This is a genomic window from Mesorhizobium loti R88b, from assembly GCF_013170845.1.
GTDB classification, from domain to species: Bacteria; Pseudomonadota; Alphaproteobacteria; order Rhizobiales; family Rhizobiaceae; genus Mesorhizobium; species Mesorhizobium loti_B.
Map to the genome: position 1 here is coordinate 723670 of NZ_CP033367.1, position 17021 is coordinate 740690.

Annotated in this window: 17 protein-coding genes and 1 tRNA gene; 9 read left to right on the plus strand and 9 right to left on the minus strand. The window is 61.3% G+C overall.

The genetic code is table 11. The features are described 5' to 3' along the window. Positions 1–37: 37 nt before the first annotated feature. Positions 38–1228 (minus strand): HlyD family secretion protein, encoded by a 1191-nt coding sequence (locus EB235_RS03440; protein ID WP_027032344.1) that lies wholly within the window; start codon positions 1226–1228, stop codon positions 38–40. A gap of 127 nt (positions 1229–1355) precedes the next feature. Here EB235_RS03440 and EB235_RS03445 point away from each other — a divergent pair, with 127 nt between their 5' ends. Beyond that, a complete protein-coding gene (locus EB235_RS03445; RefSeq protein WP_027032343.1) occupies positions 1356–2102 on the plus strand; it encodes a TetR/AcrR family transcriptional regulator in 747 nt (248 codons plus the stop codon). A gap of 27 nt (positions 2103–2129) precedes the next feature. On the opposite strand, the gene yihA is transcribed toward EB235_RS03445, so the two are convergent. Together yihA and EB235_RS03455 are read right to left on the minus strand one after the other, a co-directional pair. Beyond that, positions 2130–2789: a ribosome biogenesis GTP-binding protein YihA/YsxC gene (yihA, locus tag EB235_RS03450; RefSeq protein WP_027032342.1), complete on the minus strand. Its 660-nt coding sequence runs from the start codon at positions 2787–2789 to the stop codon at positions 2130–2132. Positions 2790–2947: 158 nt separating this feature from the next. Next, complete coding sequence (locus EB235_RS03455; RefSeq protein WP_027032341.1) at positions 2948–3262, minus strand: hypothetical protein; 315 nt, start codon at positions 3260–3262, stop codon at positions 2948–2950. Positions 3263–3439: 177 nt separating this feature from the next. On the opposite strand from EB235_RS03455, the gene EB235_RS03460 reads away from it, so the two are divergent. Genes EB235_RS03460 through EB235_RS03470 form a run of 3 tightly spaced genes read left to right on the plus strand, consistent with a single transcriptional unit; the run spans position 3440 to position 6739 of the window. Continuing rightward, entirely contained in the window at positions 3440–3904 is a 465-nt protein-coding gene (locus tag EB235_RS03460; RefSeq protein ID WP_027032340.1) for a MarR family winged helix-turn-helix transcriptional regulator, read from the plus strand. Further along, positions 3897–5195 (plus strand): HlyD family secretion protein, encoded by a 1299-nt coding sequence (locus EB235_RS03465; protein ID WP_027032339.1) that lies wholly within the window; start codon positions 3897–3899, stop codon positions 5193–5195. Before EB235_RS03460 ends, EB235_RS03465 begins: the two co-directional genes overlap by 8 nt. Next, positions 5192–6739 carry a DHA2 family efflux MFS transporter permease subunit gene (locus tag EB235_RS03470; RefSeq protein ID WP_027032338.1) on the plus strand — a complete coding sequence of 516 codons (1548 nt, stop codon included), beginning with the start codon at positions 5192–5194 and terminating at the stop codon, positions 6737–6739. The genes EB235_RS03465 and EB235_RS03470 overlap by 4 nt, the downstream gene beginning before the upstream one ends. Positions 6740–6943: 204 nt before the next feature. Here the strand turns inward: EB235_RS03470 and EB235_RS03475 are convergent, their stop codons facing one another. From EB235_RS03475 to rpmH, 4 genes are all read right to left on the minus strand, one after another. After that, positions 6944–7504: a fasciclin domain-containing protein gene (locus EB235_RS03475; protein ID WP_027032337.1), complete on the minus strand. Its 561-nt coding sequence runs from the start codon at positions 7502–7504 to the stop codon at positions 6944–6946. A gap of 194 nt (positions 7505–7698) precedes the next feature. Next, entirely contained in the window at positions 7699–9507 is a 1809-nt protein-coding gene (yidC, locus tag EB235_RS03480; protein ID WP_027032336.1) for a membrane protein insertase YidC, read from the minus strand. A 13-nt stretch (positions 9508–9520) separates the two neighbouring features. Further along, entirely contained in the window at positions 9521–9874 is a 354-nt protein-coding gene (gene rnpA / locus EB235_RS03485; RefSeq protein ID WP_032925761.1) for a ribonuclease P protein component, read from the minus strand. A gap of 14 nt (positions 9875–9888) precedes the next feature. After that, entirely contained in the window at positions 9889–10023 is a 135-nt protein-coding gene (gene rpmH, locus EB235_RS03490) for a 50S ribosomal protein L34 (protein WP_008833937.1), read from the minus strand. 280 nt (positions 10024–10303) lie between these two features. On the opposite strand from rpmH, the gene EB235_RS03495 reads away from it, so the two are divergent. From EB235_RS03495 to EB235_RS03510, 4 genes are all read left to right on the plus strand, one after another. Further along, positions 10304–11791: an ATP-binding protein gene (locus EB235_RS03495; RefSeq protein ID WP_027032334.1), complete on the plus strand. Its 1488-nt coding sequence runs from the start codon at positions 10304–10306 to the stop codon at positions 11789–11791. 274 nt (positions 11792–12065) lie between these two features. Further along, a tRNA-Arg gene (locus EB235_RS03500) sits at positions 12066–12142 on the plus strand. Between the two features lie 203 nt (positions 12143–12345). After that, entirely contained in the window at positions 12346–13029 is a 684-nt protein-coding gene (locus EB235_RS03505; protein WP_155256452.1) for a hypothetical protein, read from the plus strand. A gap of 4 nt (positions 13030–13033) precedes the next feature. Continuing rightward, positions 13034–13462 (plus strand): hypothetical protein, encoded by a 429-nt coding sequence (locus tag EB235_RS03510; RefSeq protein ID WP_155256451.1) that lies wholly within the window; start codon positions 13034–13036, stop codon positions 13460–13462. A 136-nt stretch (positions 13463–13598) separates the two neighbouring features. Here EB235_RS03510 and EB235_RS03515 read toward each other — a convergent pair whose 3' ends face one another. Continuing rightward, the gene (locus tag EB235_RS03515; protein WP_080680891.1) at positions 13599–13820 is read right to left on the minus strand and encodes a helix-turn-helix domain-containing protein; all 222 of its coding nucleotides are present in this window, start codon (positions 13818–13820) and stop codon (positions 13599–13601) included. Positions 13821–13988: 168 nt separating this feature from the next. On the opposite strand from EB235_RS03515, the gene EB235_RS03520 reads away from it, so the two are divergent. Then, a complete protein-coding gene (locus EB235_RS03520; protein WP_027032331.1) occupies positions 13989–14594 on the plus strand; it encodes a hypothetical protein in 606 nt (201 codons plus the stop codon). Positions 14595–15946: 1352 nt separating this feature from the next. Here the strand turns inward: EB235_RS03520 and EB235_RS03525 are convergent. Beyond that, positions 15947–17008, minus strand: coding sequence for a ketopantoate reductase family protein (locus EB235_RS03525; RefSeq protein ID WP_027032330.1), 1062 nt, complete (start codon positions 17006–17008; stop codon positions 15947–15949). Between the last annotated feature and the right edge of the window lie 13 nt (positions 17009–17021).

Consider the following 17021-nt stretch of genomic DNA (forward strand, 5'->3'; position numbering starts at 1 on the left):
GTGCTTAGTCAGCCACCGAGCCGCCCTCCGAAAGGGCTTAGTTGGTCGTCACGGCAGGCGCGGTGCGGCTGTCGACGTTGACGATGACGCTCAAGCCCGCGCGCAGCTTGCCAGTCTTCAGGGCGTCGGCCGGAACGTCGATGCGGACCGGGACGCGCTGCACCACCTTGGTGAAGTTGCCCGTGGCATTTTCCGGCGGCAACAGCGAGAAGACCGCTCCTGAAGCAGGCGCCAGCGATGAGACGGTTCCCTGGATGGGCTGGCCGTCGATGGCATCGACCGAGATGTTGACCTTTTCGCCGGGAACCAGCCGGCCAAGCTGCGTCTCCTTGAAGTTGGCGACGATGTAGAGCTTGTCCATCGGCACGACGACGGCGAGCTTCTGTCCGGGGCTGACGAGGTCGCCCTGCTCGACCGAGCGGTTGCCGACGACGCCGTCATAAGGCGCCTTGAGCACGGTGAAGGAAAGATCGCGCGCGGCCTTGTCGCGGTTGAGCTGTAGGGAAGCAAGCGTGCTCGCCGATTCGGCGCGCTGTGCTTCCAGCACACCGATATTGGCTTGTGCCGCGGCGATCTGGGCGTCGGCGCCGACGAGAGCGGCATTAGCCTGGTCGAGCGCGGTCTGGGCATCGTCCAGCTGCGCCTGCGTGCCGACATGCGTCTTGAGCAGTTGCGCGGCGCGCTGCTGGGCACGCCCGGCATTATCGGCCGCGGCCTGGTCGGCAACCTTCTGCGCCTGAGCCTGCTGCAGAGACGCCTGCGCGGCCTTGGTCTGCGCGTCGATACGGTCGAGCGTCTTGGCCAGCGTGGCGATCTGCGCCTCGGCCTGGGCGACGGCGATCTTGTAGTCACCATCGTCGATGGTCAGCAGCGGGTCACCGGCCTTGACCAGCTGGTTCTCGGTGACCTTGACCTGGTCGACATAGCCGGAAATCTTGGGCGAGACGAAGGCCATGTCGGCCTGGACATAGGCGTCGTCAGTCGAGATCATGAAACGGCCCGTGGTCCAGTAATCGTAGCCATACCAGGCGCCGCCGCTCAGCAGGGCAAGGCCAATGATCGGCAACAGGAAGGAGCGCACCGAGCGCTTCTTCTTGGCCGGAGCTTCAGCCGCCGGTGGCGGCGCGACGACCGGATGAACGGGAATCTCGGGTGCTTCCGTCGCCGGTGCGACCTTGGCATTGGGGAAAGGGCGGACTTCGGCAGTGGTTGGCGCGTTCGAAGACATGACATCTCTCTAAAACAATAATACTGAACCGTTCGGTTCGATCTGGGCGTTGACATAGCGCGAAAAGAGGACCATATCAAGGGGCAATCGAACCGGTTGGTTCGAATTATTTCCGAGGTGTCATCCTATGACCGAAACCTTACCCAATGCCGAAACCGTACCCAATGTAGACCAGGATCCTTGCGACGTGCTGGAGCTGCGTCGCGGCCGCCCGGCGGCTGGGCAAGACCCCGTCAAGCGCAGCCAGATCATCGAAGGCGCCCGCCGTGTTTTCATCGAGAAGGGCTTCGAGGCCGCCTCTATGAATGACATCACGCGCGAGGCCGGTGTCTCCAAGGGCACTATCTATGTCTACTTCGCCAACAAGGAAGAGCTGTTCGAAGCGCTGATCGAGGAAGAGCGCGGCACGATCTTCAAGAACATGTACGACCTGCTCGACCGCGACGACAATCTGCGCGAGACGCTGGTGAAGTACGGCAAGGTGCTGTCACTCAAGATCACGTCGGCCAAGGTCATCCAGGCGCAGCGCACCGTGATCGGTGTCACCGACAGGATGCCCGAGCTTGGCGCGCGATTTTATGAACGTGGCCCCAAGCGCGGCCACGACAAGATGATGACCTTCCTGAACGCTGCCATCGACCGCGGCCTGTTGCGGATCGACGATGTCGATCTCGCCGCTTACCAGCTCACCGAACTGTGCTTGTCCGGTCTTTTCCGCCAATGCATCTTTGCCTACCGCACCAAGGCTCCGGGCCAGGATGAGATCGACCACGTCGTCAGGTCGGGCGTCGACATGTTCCTGAAGGCCTATGGCACCGAGCAGCTTGCGGTCGAAGAAAGCCACGAAATGATTGCAATCGAGGCAAAGGTTTAGCGCGGCGTAGTGCCCGCCGCGCCCGGTTTACCCGCCATTGGCCGCAAGCACGATCGCGGCATGCAACTCTTCGAGGCCTTCGCCCTTTTCCGATGACGTCGCCAGCACGAACGGAAACGCCGCAGGACGCTTCTTGATCTTGGCCAGCGTCTCCTCGATCAGCCGCGGCACGCCGGCGGCCTTGATCTTGTCGGTCTTGGTCAGCACGATCTGGTACGACACCGCCGCCTTGTCGAGCAGCGACAGCACCTCGTCGTCCTTGGCCTTGATGCCGTGGCGCGCGTCAATCAGCACATAGACCCGCTTCAGCGTGACGCGGCCCTTGAGATAGTCGAAGACCAGCTTGGTCCACTCGTCGACCTTCTCCTTGGGTGCGGTGGCGTAGCCGTAGCCCGGCATGTCGACCAGCGCCATCGGCGGCAGATCGGCGCCCTCGCCCGAAAATCCGTCCGGGACGAAGTAGTTGAGTTCCTGCGTGCGCCCCGGCGTGTTTGATGTACGCGCCAGCCCCTTCTGGTTGACCAGCGCGTTGATCAGCGACGATTTGCCGACGTTGGAGCGGCCGGCAAAAGCGATTTCCGGCGGACCTTCCGGCGGCAGGAACTTCATGGCCGGCACGCCGCGAATGAAAATCCACCCACGCGTGAAGAGGTCGGTGCTGATCACGGTGCTGTTCAGAGCGTTCAAGCTGCTGCCTCCAGAAGAGAGATATCGGCGCCCAGATGGCGTCGAGGTTGCGGCGATCCTGGCCGCCATGCACTTAGGCGGTCGCGCCCGGTCAAAATAACGTGATCCGCCCTATAGCACCAATCGGCCGAGGAGCGAGTCTTCCGTGACGGACAGGCTCATTTGTTGCCGCGGCAGATCACGATCGGATTGGACAGCGCGCTGTCGAAACCGCTGCCCTGATAGACGGTGACATTCGATGCTCCGGGCGGAAGCAGGAAGGTGCCGTCGACGACTTTCTGATCGCCCGCGGCTGTGTGCAGAGCCCAGCTAAACGTGCAGAATTGCGGCGGTGCCGTGGGTTCGACGTGGCTGCAGTTGAGCTGCGCGCCACCCAGCATGGCGGCGCCACCACAGCTCACGGCCTGCCCCGCAACGGCGACGCAAGGGTATCCCATGAGAGCCGCTACAGCTGCGATCTTTATCCAGTTCATCGTCACAATCCTTGCCGGCAAAGTGCCACCGCCAAGCGCCTATTCGGTGTCGTGGCCCATTCAATTTTTTCGTTTTCGGGGCTTAGCCCGTCTTGCGCGCGCCGTCCAGCAGGATTATGTGCATGATGATAATAAGCATGCTCACGAAAGCTTGTCACCAGATCCCGATCACCTCCCATGTCCTCCTCGCCCAATATCAGCTTCGTGCTGCACGACGTCGCGCGACTGCTTAGAAAGCGGTTTGAGCAGCGTTCGCGCACATCCGGGCTCACCCGCGCCCAATGGCAGGTGCTGGCTTATCTTTCGTTGCATGAGGGCATCCACCAGAACAAGCTCGCCGATCTCATCGAGATCATGCCAATCACGCTCGCCCGGCTGCTCGACAAGATGGAGGCGCGGGGCTTCATCGAACGCCGGCCCAATCCTGCCGACCGCAGGGCGTGGCTGCTCTATTTGACACCCCAGGCCCATCCGCTGCTCGAAATCATGCGCGCCAATGGCCAGAAAACACGCGACGAAGCCTTCATCGGGCTGTCCGCTGATACCCAGCGGCACCTGCTGCAAACACTAAGCTTGATCAAATCCAATCTGCTCGCGGCTTGCACCCAGCCTGCCGTCGACCGGGAGAACGTACATGGCTGAATCAACATCCCCCAAGAAGCCCGCCGAGGAACAATCTTCGGAGCGGAAAATCGACCAGATCATCCGGCTGGACAGCGAACGCGAACAGAGGCGCGTCAATGTCGTCATCGACGATGACGAGTTGGAGGCTCCGGTTGCCCTGGAGCCGGTGGCACTCGAGGCTCCGGCCAAGGAGCCGCAGCCGCAGCAGGCGCCTGCCGCCATTGCCCCTCCCGCTGCTGCCCCGGTCAAGCCAAAGCGCAGCCTGAGGCGGCCGGTCCTGTTTGCCCTGCTTCCCGTCGCGCTGGTCGTTGGCGGCTACTATTATGTCACCGGCGGCCAGGTGATGAGCACGGACAATGCTTACATCCAGGCGCAGTCGCTCGGCGTGTCCACCGATGTCTCCGGCACCGTGCAGGAGATCGACGTGCACGAGAACGAGGTGGTGAAGAAGGGTGACATGCTCTTCCGCCTGCGGCCGGCCTCGTTCGAGACCGCGCTCGCCGCGGCCCAGGCCCAGTTGGGGACGGTGCGCAACCAGGTGCTGACGCTGCAGGCGAGCTACCAGCAGTCACTGTCACAGATCGAACAGGCGCAGGCCGACATTCCCTATTACGAGGCCGCCTTCCAGCGGCAGCAGGATCTGCTCAAGACCTCCACCGCCTCGAAGGCGTCTTTCGACAGCGCCCAGCACGACCTCGTCGCCGCGCGCCAGAAAGTGTCGGTCGCCAAGGCGCAGGCACAGGCCATGCTTGCCCAGCTCGGCGGCGACGCCAGCCAGCCGGTGGAGAAGAACCCGTTCTATCTGCAGGCCCAGTCGGGCGTCGATGATGCGCAGCGCAATCTCAACGACTCTATCGTCAAGGCGCCGTTCGACGGCGTCGTCACCAATGTCGATGCGCTTCAGGTCGGCAAGTATCTGCCGGCTTCGCAGCCGGCCTTCAGCCTGATTTCGTCGACCGATCTGTGGATCGAGGCGGAGCCGAAGGAGACCGAACTGACGTATGTACGGCCGGGACAGACGGCGACGATCAGCGTCGACACCTATCCCGGCGCCGTGTGGCACGGCACGGTTGCCTCGATCAGCCCCGCCTCGTCGTCGAGCTTCTCGCTGCTGCCGGCGCAAAACACCACCGGCAATTGGGTCAAGGTCGTGCAGCGCATCCCGATGCGCGTGACGGTTGACGATCCCCAGGGCAAGCCGCCGCTGCGCGGCGGTATGAGCGTCGTGGTCGACGTCGACACCGGCCATACGCGCGGCCTGCCGGACTTCGTCACCAACCTTCTCAAGATGTTCGGACAGAAATCATGACCAGCGCAGCCGCGACAGGTGCCGCACCGGTGGTCGCCAATCGCGGCGCCATCACCGCCTGCGTGATCCTGGCCGTCATCATGCAGGCGCTGGACACGACCATCGCCAATGTGGCGCTGCCCTATATCCAGGGCAGCGTTTCGGCCAGCGCCGACCAGATCAACTGGGTGCTGACCTCCTACATCGTCGCCGCCGCGGTGATGACGCCGCCTTCGGGCTACCTGGCCAACCGCTTCGGCCGCAAGCGCATCCTCTTGACCTCGATTACCGGTTTCGTGGTCGCCTCGGTGCTCTGCGGCTTCGCGCAGTCGCTGCCGCAGATCGTCGGCTTCCGCCTGCTGCAGGGCCTGTTCGGCGCGGCCCTGGTGCCGCTGGCACAAAGCATCCTGCTTGATATCTACAGCGTGGAAGAGCGCGGCTCGGCGATGGCGCTGTTCGGCATTTCCGTCATGGTCGGACCGGTGCTCGGGCCGGTCATCGGAGGTTGGCTGACCGAAAACATCAGCTGGCGCTGGGTGTTCTATATCAACGTCCCGATCGGTGCGCTGGCCTTCGCCGGCGTGTCTCTGTTCGTCCTGGAAACCAAGCTGGATATCAAGGCCAGGTTGGACTGGCTGGGATTTGGCGCGCTCAGTGTCACCATCGCCGCCTTGCAGATGTTTCTCGATCGCGGCGAGCAGCTCAATTGGTTCTCGTCATCCGAGATCATCGTCGAGTCGCTGATCTGCGCATCGGCCTTCTACATCTTCCTCGTCCACACCTTCACCGCCAAAAACACCTTCGTGAACCCGCGGCTTTTCCTCGACCGGAATTTCGCCGTTGGCATGATCTTCATCTTCATCATCGGCATCACCTACCTGGCCTCGCTGGCGCTGATGACACCCTATCTGCAGACGCTGATGGGCTATCCGGTGGTGACGGCCGGCATCGTCATGGGCCCGCGTGGTCTTGGCACCATGGCCTGCATGTTCCTCGTCGGCAGGCTGATCGGCAAGGTGGATACACGATGGCTGCTGTTCATCGGCCTCGCGATCACCGCCTGGGCTATGTACGACATGACCGGCTGGACCCCCGACGTCTCGCAATGGACGATCGTCAGCACCGGCTTCATCCAGGGCGCGGGGCTGGGCTTCCTGTTCGTGCCGCTGACCACCATCACCTTCGCCACGCTGGCGCCGGAGCGGCGCGCGGAAGGCACCGGGCTTTACAATCTGTCGCGCAACATCGGCTCCAGCGTCGGCATCTCGGTGGTCACCGCGTTGCTGGTGCAGAACGTGCAGATCAACCACGCCAACATCACCACCTATGTGACGCCCTACAACCAGGCGTTCGGCAATCCGGCGATCTTCCAGGCGATGAACCCCTACACCGCCGCCGGCCGCGCCGCGCTGGATGGCGTGGTGACGCTGCAGGCGACTGTTATCAGCTACATGAACGACTTCAAGCTGATGATGATCCTGTCGCTGGCCGCGATCCCGCTGGTTCTGCTGCTGCGCAAGCCAGGCACGCCGGCCAAGGTCGATCACAGCGCCGTCATGGAGTGATGGGCGCGAAGCGGTCGACGTTCGACTGCTGAAGCCCCAGCCGTCCTCCCAGTACGCAAAAACAAACCGGGGTCCTGTGAGGGACTACAGGACCCCGGCCTCGCCGATACGACTTCCCAAGAAACATGGCACCTCGTCATGAGGCGGGGATGGCGGGCCGAGAAAGCCCAACGACCTGCCATTACCCCCTTTCGCCGGAAGCCGTTACTTCGGCAACAGCACCTTGTTGACGACATGGATGACGCCGTTCGACTGGTTGACGTCGGCGATCGTCACCTTCGCCTCGCCGCCGGACTCATCCATGATGTAGAGCTTGCCCTTCTTGACCTCGGCGGTGAGCGTGTCGCCCGAGACGGTCTTCATCTCGTATTTGCCGCCCATCGCCTTGGCCTTCTTCATCATTTCGGCGCCTGAAATCTTGCCGGCCACGACATGGGCGGTCAGCACCTTGGTGAGTTGGCCCTTGTTCTCCGGCTTCAACAGCGTATCGACGGTGCCCTTGGGCAGTGCCGCGAAGGCTTCGTTGGTCGGCGCAAAGACGGTGAACGGGCCGGCGCCCTCGAGCGTGTCGACCAGGCCGGCGGCCTTGACGGCGGCGACCAGCGTTGTGTGGTCCTTCGAGTTGACGGCGTTCTCGACGATGTTCTTGGTGGTGTACATCGGCGCGCCGCCGACATTCGGGTTCTTGGCGTAGGCGGGAGCGGCAATCGCCACGCTGGCAACGAGTGCGGAAAAGGCGATGGTCCTGAATGACGGCATGCGCATATGGTCTTCCTCCGGGTGAGGGCTGATCAGAATTGATAAGCCTTTGGAAATGCACACGCAGTCACGCCCTGCGACGGCTTGCAGTTTCGCCGATCACGGGAACGTGATCGATCGCTTGCCCAAAGAAAAAAGCCCGGACGAGCCGGGCTTTCTGGAAAAGAGAGAGACGTGTTCCGCTTCCTGAAGAAGAGCGGCTACTCCGCCGGCGACGGTTTCTTTCGAAACAATGCGACCAGATTGTCCCACAGCTCGATCTTGGCGCCCTGGCGTTTCATGATGACGCCCTGCTGGAGGATCGACAGCGAATTGTTCCAGGCCCAGTAGATGACGAGGCCGGCCGGGAAACCCGCCATCATGAAGGTGAAGATCACCGGCATCCAGGTGAAGATCGCGGCTTGCGTCGGATCCGGCGGCGTCGGGTTCATGCGCATCTGCAGGAACATGGTAACGCCCATGATCAGCGGCCACACGCCGATCATCAGCATGTGCGGCAGCGTCACCGGCACGAGGCCGAACAGGTTGAAGATCGAGGTCGGATCGGGCGCCGCCAGATCCTGGATCCAGCCGAAGAATGGCGCATGGCGCATCTCGATGGTGATGTAGAGCACCTTGTAGAGCGAGAAGAAGACCGGGATCTGCAGCGCCACAGGCCAGCAGCCGGCAAGCGGATTGATCTTCTCGGTCTTGTACAGCTCCATCATCGCTTTTTGCTGCGCCATCTTGTCGTCCGCGTATTTCTCGCGGATCTCGAGCATCTTGGGCTGCACCTTCTTCATGTTCGCCATCGACGCGTAGGACTTGTTGGCGAGCGGGAAGAAAAGCGCCTTGACGATGACGGTGGTGGCGAGGATCGCCAGGCCGAAATTGCCGAAGAATTTGTAGAGCGTGTCGATCAGCCAGAACATCGGCTTGGTGATGAAATAGAACCAGCCCCAGTCGATCACCAGATTGAACTGGCGAATGTCGCGGTCCTTCTCATAGGCGTTGATCTTGGCGACTTCCTTGGCGCCGGCGAAGATCTCGGTCTCGACCGTCGCGGACTGGCCGGCCTCGACATTGATTGCATCGGTGAGGAAGTCGGACTGGTAGCGGTGCCGGCCATCCTCGAAAAAGGCATAGCGCGGCTGGAACGGCTGCTTCTCGGTCGGTACCAGCGTCACCGCCCAGTATTTGTCGGTGATGCCCAGCCAGCCATCGGTCGACTTGCCGGGCGTGACCTGCTTTTCGGATTCGATCTTGGCGTATTTGTATTCGGCCAAGCCCTCGGTGCCGGTCACGCCGATCAAGCCTTCATGCAGCACATAGGTGCTGGCCACGGCCGGCTTGTCATAGCGCGTGACGCGGCCGTAATTGAACAGCGACACCGCGCTCGACCCGGCATTCTGCACCGTGTCCGACACCGTGAACATGTAGTTGGCGTCGACGGAGAAGGTGCGCTTGAAGGTCAGGCCCTTGTCGTTGGTGTAGGTGAGTGTCACCGGCGTCGACGGGCTCAACGTCGGATTGCCGTCCACACTCCACACCGTATCCGAACCCGGCACCACACCGGTCTTGTCGTTGCCGACAAAGCCGATCTCGGCGAAATAGCCGGTCGGCAGAGCCTGCGGGTTGAGCAAGCTGATCTCGGGCGAATTCTTGTCGACGGTTTCGGTGTAGTGCTTCAGCTTGAGGTCGTCGAGGCGCGCACCGGTGAGGTTGATCGAGCCCTCGAGGCTCGGCGTGTCGATCTTGACGCGCTTCGAAGCGGCAAGCGCCTGGTCGCGGCTGGCCGCGGTGACGGTATCGCCGCCGGGCGCATTGGGAATGGTGCCTGGCGCGGGCCCGGGCGCGCCTCCCGGATTGGCGGCGTCGGCTGCCTTCTTCTGTTCCTCGACCCGCTGCTGTTCGATACGGGCAGCATCGCGTTGCGCCTCGCTGCGCGGCAGCACATAAAAATACTGCCACAATGCCAGGATCAGCACCGACAGCGCGATGGTGATGAAGAAGTTCCGGTTGTTTTCCATCGAGAGCCTTGGCCTATCGTGTTCCGCGAAGTCGGCGGGAGAGTTCAGCCTTCAACTGGCCGAACGGGGCGCGTAGCGCATCATCGCGCCCGACGATGACATAGTCACTGCCGGGCACCATGTCATCGGCGGCATGGGTGCGGACGGCTTCTTTCAGCCGCCGCCGGACGCGGTTGCGCACAACCGCATTGCCGACCTTCTTGGTGACGGTAAACCCGACGCGCGGCGACAGGCCGTCGCCACGGTCGAGAACCTCAACGAGGAAAAACCGCCCGCGTCGCTTTTCACCACGACGGACGGCCAGGAATTGCGCGCGTTTCAGAAGCCGCTTGGGATTGGCCCCCACTGGCTTGCCGGTTGCGGGCAACGATTTCGTCTCGCTTAGGCGCTGAGCCGCTTGCGGCCGCGATTGCGGCGAGCTGCGACGACGCCACGACCCCCCTTGGTGGCCATGCGGGCACGGAAGCCGTGCCGACGTTTGCGGACGAGTTTGGACGGTTGGTAGGTACGCTTCATTTGTTTTAATACCGCGGGGTGCGGCCCTTCTTGATTCTGTCACTGTGTAACAGGAGCTTTGCCGGGCCGGCTTTGGCGCGATCGAAACCGCGCCGGGATGTATGGCCCGAGCGTGAGCGGGCTTATAGAAAGAAGGGTTTTGGAAGTCAATCCGGAGTCGTCGCGCCGTGGACGCCGGCTTCATGACAGTAATTTAATGTTCCGACCAAAGGATGAAATTGGCAAAAATGCCGTAATCCCCTAATGTTGGCTGATCAAGTGATTGTGAAGATCGAGTCGCATGAGCGAAGCCAGCCAAGCGGGGGAAGGGATCGGAACGGCGCCTGCCGCCGGCCGCAGCGTGCCCTTGTCGCGCGGTCTGTCGACAAAACTGCTGCTGCTCACCATCGTTTTCGTGCTCTTGGCCGAAGTGCTCATCTTCCTGCCCTGGATCGCCAGTTATCGGGTGAGCTGGCTCAAGGAGCGGCTGAGTACGGCCGCCGCCGTGTCGATCGTGCTGGTGCAGGGCGAGTCGACCTCCTTGTCGCGCACGGCCCAGAATGACGTGCTGATGGCGATCGGCGCCAAGGCGATCGCGGTGCGCGATGGCGGCGTCTCGCGGCTTCTGGTGGTGGCCGACATGCCGCCGCAAGTCGACGAGCATATCGACCTTGCCAGCGTCGGCATGGTCAAGGGCATGACCGGCGCGCTCGACACGCTGTTCTTCGGCGGCGACCGGATGCTGCGTGTTTTCGGACCGGTCGGCGACAGCGACAAGGAGTTCGAGCTGATCATGCCGGACTATTCGCTGCGCAAGGCCATGCTCATCTATTCGCGCAACGTCGCCTTCGTTTCGCTGCTGATCTCGCTGTTCACGGCAATGCTGGTCTATGCCGCGATCGACCTGATCATGATCGGGCCGATCCGCACCATGACGCGTTCGATGCTGTCCTTCTCCGAAGCGCCCGACGACCCCGGCCGCATCATCCATCCCGCCGCCCGCTCCGATGAGATCGGCGTTGCCGAACGCGAGCTGTCGCAGATGCAGGAGCGGCTGCAGAAGATGCTCTCCGAGCAGAAACACCTGGCCGATCTCGGCCTCGCGGTCTCCAAGATCAACCACGACATGCGCAACATCCTGGCCTCGGCGCAGCTGATTTCGGACCGCCTGCGCCTGGTCAAGGACCCGACCGTGCAGGCCTTCGCGCCAAAGCTGCTGCGCGCGCTCGACAGGGCCGTCTCCTATTCGGAAGGCGTGCTGGCCTATGGCCGCACGCAGGAGCCGCCGCCTTCGCGCCGCAGGGTGCGGCTGCGCCAGCTGGTCGAGGACGTGCACGGCCTGCTCGACATCGAGGAAGGCATCGAGTTCATCAATGCTGTCGAGTCGGCTTTCGAGGTGGATGCCGATTCCGATCAGCTTTTCCGCGTGCTCACCAATCTGTGCCGCAACTCGGTGCAGGCGATGGCCGGGGATACCGAGAGCGCCGTGGTGCGCCGGCTGGCTGTGTCGGCCGTGCGCATGGGCAGCGTCAGCCGCGTCACTGTGACCGATACCGGCCCCGGCCTGCCGCCAAAGGCGCGCGAGAACCTGTTTGCGGCATTCCGCGGCTCGGCGCGCAGCGGCGGCACCGGCCTTGGTCTGGCGATCGCGCACGAACTGATCCGGGCCCATGGCGGCACGGTGGAGCTGGTCGAGTCGATTGGCGGGCGCACCACGTTCGCCGTCACCATTCCCGACCAGCCGGTGCGGCTCGACCAAGCCCGCGGCAGCCTGCGCCGCCCGGCGTGAGGTCATCAGCGCTGGTTTGCTGACGCTCCCTGTCGCCTTCCCGGCCTATGCCTTCCCAGTCTCCACCTTCGATCCCCTCGGCCAAGACGTCGGCCCTCCTTGTGGCTGCTCCGAAGCGAAGCGCTCCAGGCTCGTCATCAAGAGATGACAGCCTTGCGACAAAACTTTTGTCGGATCGACTTGCTTTTCGCAAATTCAGTCGCTAGGGAACTGCACACATCGCGGCCGGTCCTCGGGATCGGATCGCGGGGCCGTTGAAAACATGGCCTGATGCGCGCCCGTAGCTCAGCTGGATAGAGCACCAGACTACGAATCTGGGGGTCAGGAGTTCGAATCTCTTCGGGCGCGCCACTCTTCAAGCAAGTGCTTGAAATCGCTTAAGGCGTTGATTTTACTGCTATCTGATCCGCACGCGTGCTACATTCGGGGTGTAAAATGGCGCGCATGAAATACATCCACGTCGCGCGAACCGGTTCGAATTCCGGTTCGCTCTGCCTGACGACATAGCCGGTCGGCCATTCCCGATGCCTTGGCCGGAAGCTATCGAATGGTGCGTGAACCGCAGGTCTGGCCGATTTAAGAACGAACTGGTCAAATCGTTGCGAACCAATGATCAGCGAACAGCCGAACGAGCCGCCCTTCCTTTGATCGAAGAAGCTCACCGTCTCGTCGATCTTGCCAGGAAATCAATTACCGACGGGCCGCCAGCAGAGATCGCGCCAGCCACGATCGATGCGCTTGCAGATGCTCACACCGCGAGGCTGATGAGAAACGACGAGGCATTGCGCAGGAAGGGCCTTGGACTCGACCTCGACACCGGTGCCTTTTCGCCAGATGGAGGCGGGATGACTGACGGTGACATTGCGGCGTATCGGCAATCTTATCCTCGCTCGACAAGTTGTCGCGTGATGAAGTTGCAAAAATGCGCGGCAGTGAAGCGATCCAGGATCATCAACAAGTCGGTCGAGGACGCCGGGATAGTCCTCCACCCGGATGATCCCGCCTGGCGGCAGCTTAAGCTAGCGTTCATCAAGGCCCAGAGGAAGGCCGTGCAAGCTATTACGGCACGGCTAGGCGGAGAGGAGATCGCATCCCCTGCCCCCCACGAAAGCTCTGCCACTAACAACCGCTCTAGCGAACTGGTCACAGTCGAACAGTCGGTCGGCTCGGAAGCCACGTCAGGAGTCAATCAACGAAGCGACGCGGGCCGTGCAGAGGTTCGTCGAGCTGCATGGTGACGCCTTGGCAGCAACGGCGTATGGCATCGACACAAAGCCGCTGCGCAAAGTCTTGAAAGCGGCAGTAAGGCACATGGCCGACGAGCACGAGATCCAAGTGATCGTCGCCCCATTGCTGCCCGGTACCGCACGTCCGTCATTCGACCAACTGGCGACCAAGATGTCGGAGCTCCTGGGCCAACCAGGTTGCGCGCTAATCGCCTCGTTTGCAGATCTTGACCATTGGGCCGCCGTGAGAAGCATCAGTGATCGCTGGCTTCAGCTCTTCGACAGCACCGGGACAACGCGGCTCAGCCTTCCGAATTGCCGGATGTCGTACGAACCACCAAACCACCGGCTCGAGCACGTCCTTGCATCGGCGGGCAATTTTCCGGATCGAGCGAGTGTCGTTGCTAGAATAGACCACGCAAAACTCTCTCTTGGTAGCCTGTAAAAGCTGGTCTCGCTCGACGCATGCCGTACTTTCCACGAGGCCGAGGCCCTAAGCGGTCAGCATATCTCGCGAGAGTCCATTTTCAGCGTCAACCGCCACGAGCGCTACCATGGCGCACCGATCAGTGGGTGGGATCTCACCTCTTTGTCTTTGCTCGTTTCAAAAGGTCCGAAGCTTCCACATTCAACGCGTTGGCTATCCGATCAACCACATCGATAGAAGCGCTATAAACGCTTCGTTCCAACGAGCTAACATTGGTTCTGTCGAGTTCCGCCCTATGAGCGAGCTCTTCCTGCGAAAGCCCAAGCTCGACTCTCAAGGCCTTCAAATTGAAGGCTAGCACCTCTCGTATCGTCATGCACGAGAGAGCAGCGCCTTGTCGAGTATTTCACCACGGAGTCTACTCTACATTTCTTCTCTCCAGCGCCAACTGATCGCCGGCACCCCACCGCCAAGCAAATCCACGCCTCGGCGCGCTCCATCACACACGGCTGCGCAAACACTTTTAATTTCACGGAGGACTAACATGTCGCTTTGGTCTTACTTCTTCAGGCGCGCAGCGGTGACAATGCGGTCAGCGCAAAAATACATTTTAATCGGGTCTGCCTCCCTGATCGTTTCAGTCATGGCGCCGGCGGGAACACCCAATCCTAAATTCGCCGTCCTGTTCGACGGGCTTATCCCCTCGGCGTCTGCAGCAACAGTTGTAAACCAGTCATCGAAAGGCGGAGCCGAGATCAATCAAGAGGTTTTGGACGACCTCGGTTCCCGCATTTTCAATTGCTGGAGTTATCCGTCGGATGCGAAAAACCCGGTTTCCATCCGCATGCGCCTATTGCCGACCGGAGAGCTCGATGGAAAGCCAACAGGGATTACCGAGGGATTGGCGTCGACTAAGTCGGACCAAGTCCTGCTCAATTCAGCTGTGCGTGCGGTATCCAAATGCGCGCCGTATGCCGACATCGTCGCAGCCTCGCCAGGGCTCGCGGGCAACGATGTGATTATCACGCTCAAACCAGAGAGTGTTTCATCTAGTGCGCAATTGGCAGAAGACGAAAAAATCGACGCTACAGGGACAAAATCGTCGAACGCGGATGAAGGGTCGACGGCTCAAAAAGTCGCCGCCTTATAACGATTTCAGGGAGCTCTTTTACGAGCATGCATTGCTCCTATCCAACCGCTGAATGCTGGAGAAGCCGAAGAGAAACTGAGGCAGCGAGGGGTGGCTCAAATGACAGCCTTTGTTGCTTATTACACGGAGGAGTCATCATCCTGCCTCGTCCAACTTGCGGCCGAGGTTGGGACAGCTCTTACGCCGGGCAAAGGGTTCTTTTGTCGGGTGTCCAAAGATGACGCAGAGAGCATGGCGCGTCTGCGGCTGGTTTCGGCTATTCGGCCGTGAATTGTCATCTCCGGTGAGCTGGGAGAATATAACGTGGATCTCCCGAACGGCGTAATGTCTATTGTGATTGAGCCGTGCCGGATTGTTGATATCCCTCCCCAATAAAACCAGGTGACCCCTGTGTCTCTTGCCAACGGCGCCAGTGAGCGCGTCGCTTCGGAGCTGCTCTATGTACGCTTGGATCGAAATAGCCAGTTGCATGGTAGTTGGTAGCAAACGTCGCGAGACGGAGCTCCTGCCAAGTTCACCGAGTGACTACAGGTGAAAACCTCGCATCGCACCTTACGTCCGCTTCGCGCCCAATCTCGTCATTCCGACCGACTTGCCCGCCTGCCAAAAGCGGACAAAGCTACTGCAGCCGCTGAGGTCGCGGTTGCCTAGAAATCGGGCGTAGGGCGCAATGAAAGCATCGGCGAAAGCACGAGCGCTCCGTTGTCGATGACACTGACAAGAAAAGCGTACTGAACGCGTGGACTTTCGCAGCCTGACCACGGCCGTTCTCGCGAGCTTTGAAAAACCAAGAACTTCCACTACCATCTGATTTCCGGCTCGCTTATGGAAGTTTTGGCGCAAGGGATGGTATTGAAACAGGCATGACCGCAAATACCGACCATGGTTTGCATTCTCGGATCATATCCTGCTTCCGCCGGCCCGCTGGCGGTTTGGCCATCGTGCTCTTCGTAGTTGTTGTCATTATTTATATCGCGATCAATATATCGTTGACCCTCTAACAAAAAGCACAAGGCCGGAACCGCCGCTCGGCAGGTCAATCGCGTGGGGCGCTGCTGCCGCCGCTGTGACGTTGGTGCTGCAACTAGATGACATGCCCGGCGTGATCCGGCATAGCCAACATGCTCCCTCCGCGTTCGGCCGCTGTGCCGCGCATTGGCAGGACAGCTCGGAGGGTGTCGGCGACGGTCAGCTTGGGGACGACGTCCTGCGGGATTGGCGACGCCGATGCCAGGAGGTCGTGGTTGTGCGAAGCCTTATGGAGCCGTCAGGATTGCTGGACCCTGGGGGTACATCGTCCGTCCAGTGGTCGCCACAGAAGGCTGGCGCATCCTCGGCCGGCGGCGGCGCATTTACCGCCAGTCCGCCACGGCCTCAGAAGCCTCGATGAGAAGCTTGGCATTCTCAGGCTTCGCATCAAGTCTGCCTTTCTCGATGTCGAGTGCTAGTTCAACAACGCGCTTGTTGACCGGCGCGTCCTGTCCGTGGCTGTTGAGGATGTCAACCACCCAGCCGTTCACTTCCTGAACCTCGGCGCGGCGGCCCTTTCGCCAGTCCTGCAGGGACGTGGTCAGCGTGTCCGGTTTGGAGAAGATGGTGAGAACCTCTTCGAAGATCCGGTCGACATAGCGCTCGGGATGATTCTCGGTCATCGGCGGCATGCCGATGATCGGGACAATCTTGGCGCCGTCGGCCAGCGCGGCGTTCATAGCCTCATAGCCCGCTGCCCGCATGACTTCGAGCATGCCCGGCGCCCGTGCGGCGTCGGCTAGCGGCAGGTTGACGATCGCCGAGGGGATCAGCTCGGCGGCATTCACCACCAGTTTCATCCACTTGGCCGAATGGATGTCCTCGGTGACCTCAACCCTTCCGGAATTTCGGAGCAGCTCGGCAACCGCTTCCACGCGAGGCTGGCTGGTCGGATCGAGGGCGCCAAGGGCGAACCACGAGGTATCGTGGTCATTTTGCCGGTTGGTGATTCCGGGCGTGAACATGTTGGAGGCGATCTCGATGACGGCGCCTACGGTTCGCTCCCGGCCGACGATTCCGGCGATGTCCTCGTGCGTCATGCCGTTCTGGAGCCCGACGATGAGGCCATCGGGTGCGAGACAAGACGAAATCAGTTGGGTGGCCCACTTGGTGTCGTAGGCTTTGACGATAAGGAACACCAAGTCGAACGGCTCCTTGACCTCCGCGACCTGGCAGAGATGCAGTACCGGGACCCTTGCGTTGATCGTTCGGGTGGGCAGATTGACTGTTATGCCGTGTGCGCGGATCGCGTCCACATGCACAGGCCACTGCTCGATGAATGTCACGTCGAGGCCGGCGAGCACGAAATCCGCGCCGATCGACGCGCCCTGGGCGCCGGTTCCCAAAAAAGCGATGCGGGGGCCACGCCCCTTAGCCCAGGTCATGAATGCCTCCTCC

Excerpts from the sequence above, each read along its gene's own strand:
- EB235_RS03465 (WP_027032339.1), top strand. The coding sequence starts at position 3,897 with ATGGCTGAATCAACATCCCCCAAGAAGCCCGCCGAGGAACAATCTTCG.
- EB235_RS03470 (WP_027032338.1), top strand. The coding sequence starts at position 5,192 with ATGACCAGCGCAGCCGCGACAGGTGCCGCACCGGTGGTCGCCAATCGC.
- EB235_RS03475 (WP_027032337.1), bottom strand. The coding sequence starts at position 7,504 with ATGCGCATGCCGTCATTCAGGACCATCGCCTTTTCCGCACTCGTTGCC.
- EB235_RS03495 (WP_027032334.1), top strand. The coding sequence starts at position 10,304 with ATGAGCGAAGCCAGCCAAGCGGGGGAAGGGATCGGAACGGCGCCTGCC.
- rpmH (WP_008833937.1), bottom strand. The coding sequence starts at position 10,023 with ATGAAGCGTACCTACCAACCGTCCAAACTCGTCCGCAAACGTCGGCAC.
- EB235_RS03445 (WP_027032343.1), top strand. The coding sequence starts at position 1,356 with ATGACCGAAACCTTACCCAATGCCGAAACCGTACCCAATGTAGACCAG.
- EB235_RS03455 (WP_027032341.1), bottom strand. The coding sequence starts at position 3,262 with ATGAACTGGATAAAGATCGCAGCTGTAGCGGCTCTCATGGGATACCCT.
- EB235_RS03460 (WP_027032340.1), top strand. The coding sequence starts at position 3,440 with ATGTCCTCCTCGCCCAATATCAGCTTCGTGCTGCACGACGTCGCGCGA.
- EB235_RS03525 (WP_027032330.1), bottom strand. The coding sequence starts at position 17,008 with ATGACCTGGGCTAAGGGGCGTGGCCCCCGCATCGCTTTTTTGGGAACC.
- yidC (WP_027032336.1), bottom strand. The coding sequence starts at position 9,507 with ATGGAAAACAACCGGAACTTCTTCATCACCATCGCGCTGTCGGTGCTG.
- EB235_RS03440 (WP_027032344.1), bottom strand. The coding sequence starts at position 1,228 with ATGTCTTCGAACGCGCCAACCACTGCCGAAGTCCGCCCTTTCCCCAAT.
- EB235_RS03515 (WP_080680891.1), bottom strand. The coding sequence starts at position 13,820 with ATGACGATACGAGAGGTGCTAGCCTTCAATTTGAAGGCCTTGAGAGTC.
- EB235_RS03520 (WP_027032331.1), top strand. The coding sequence starts at position 13,989 with ATGTCGCTTTGGTCTTACTTCTTCAGGCGCGCAGCGGTGACAATGCGG.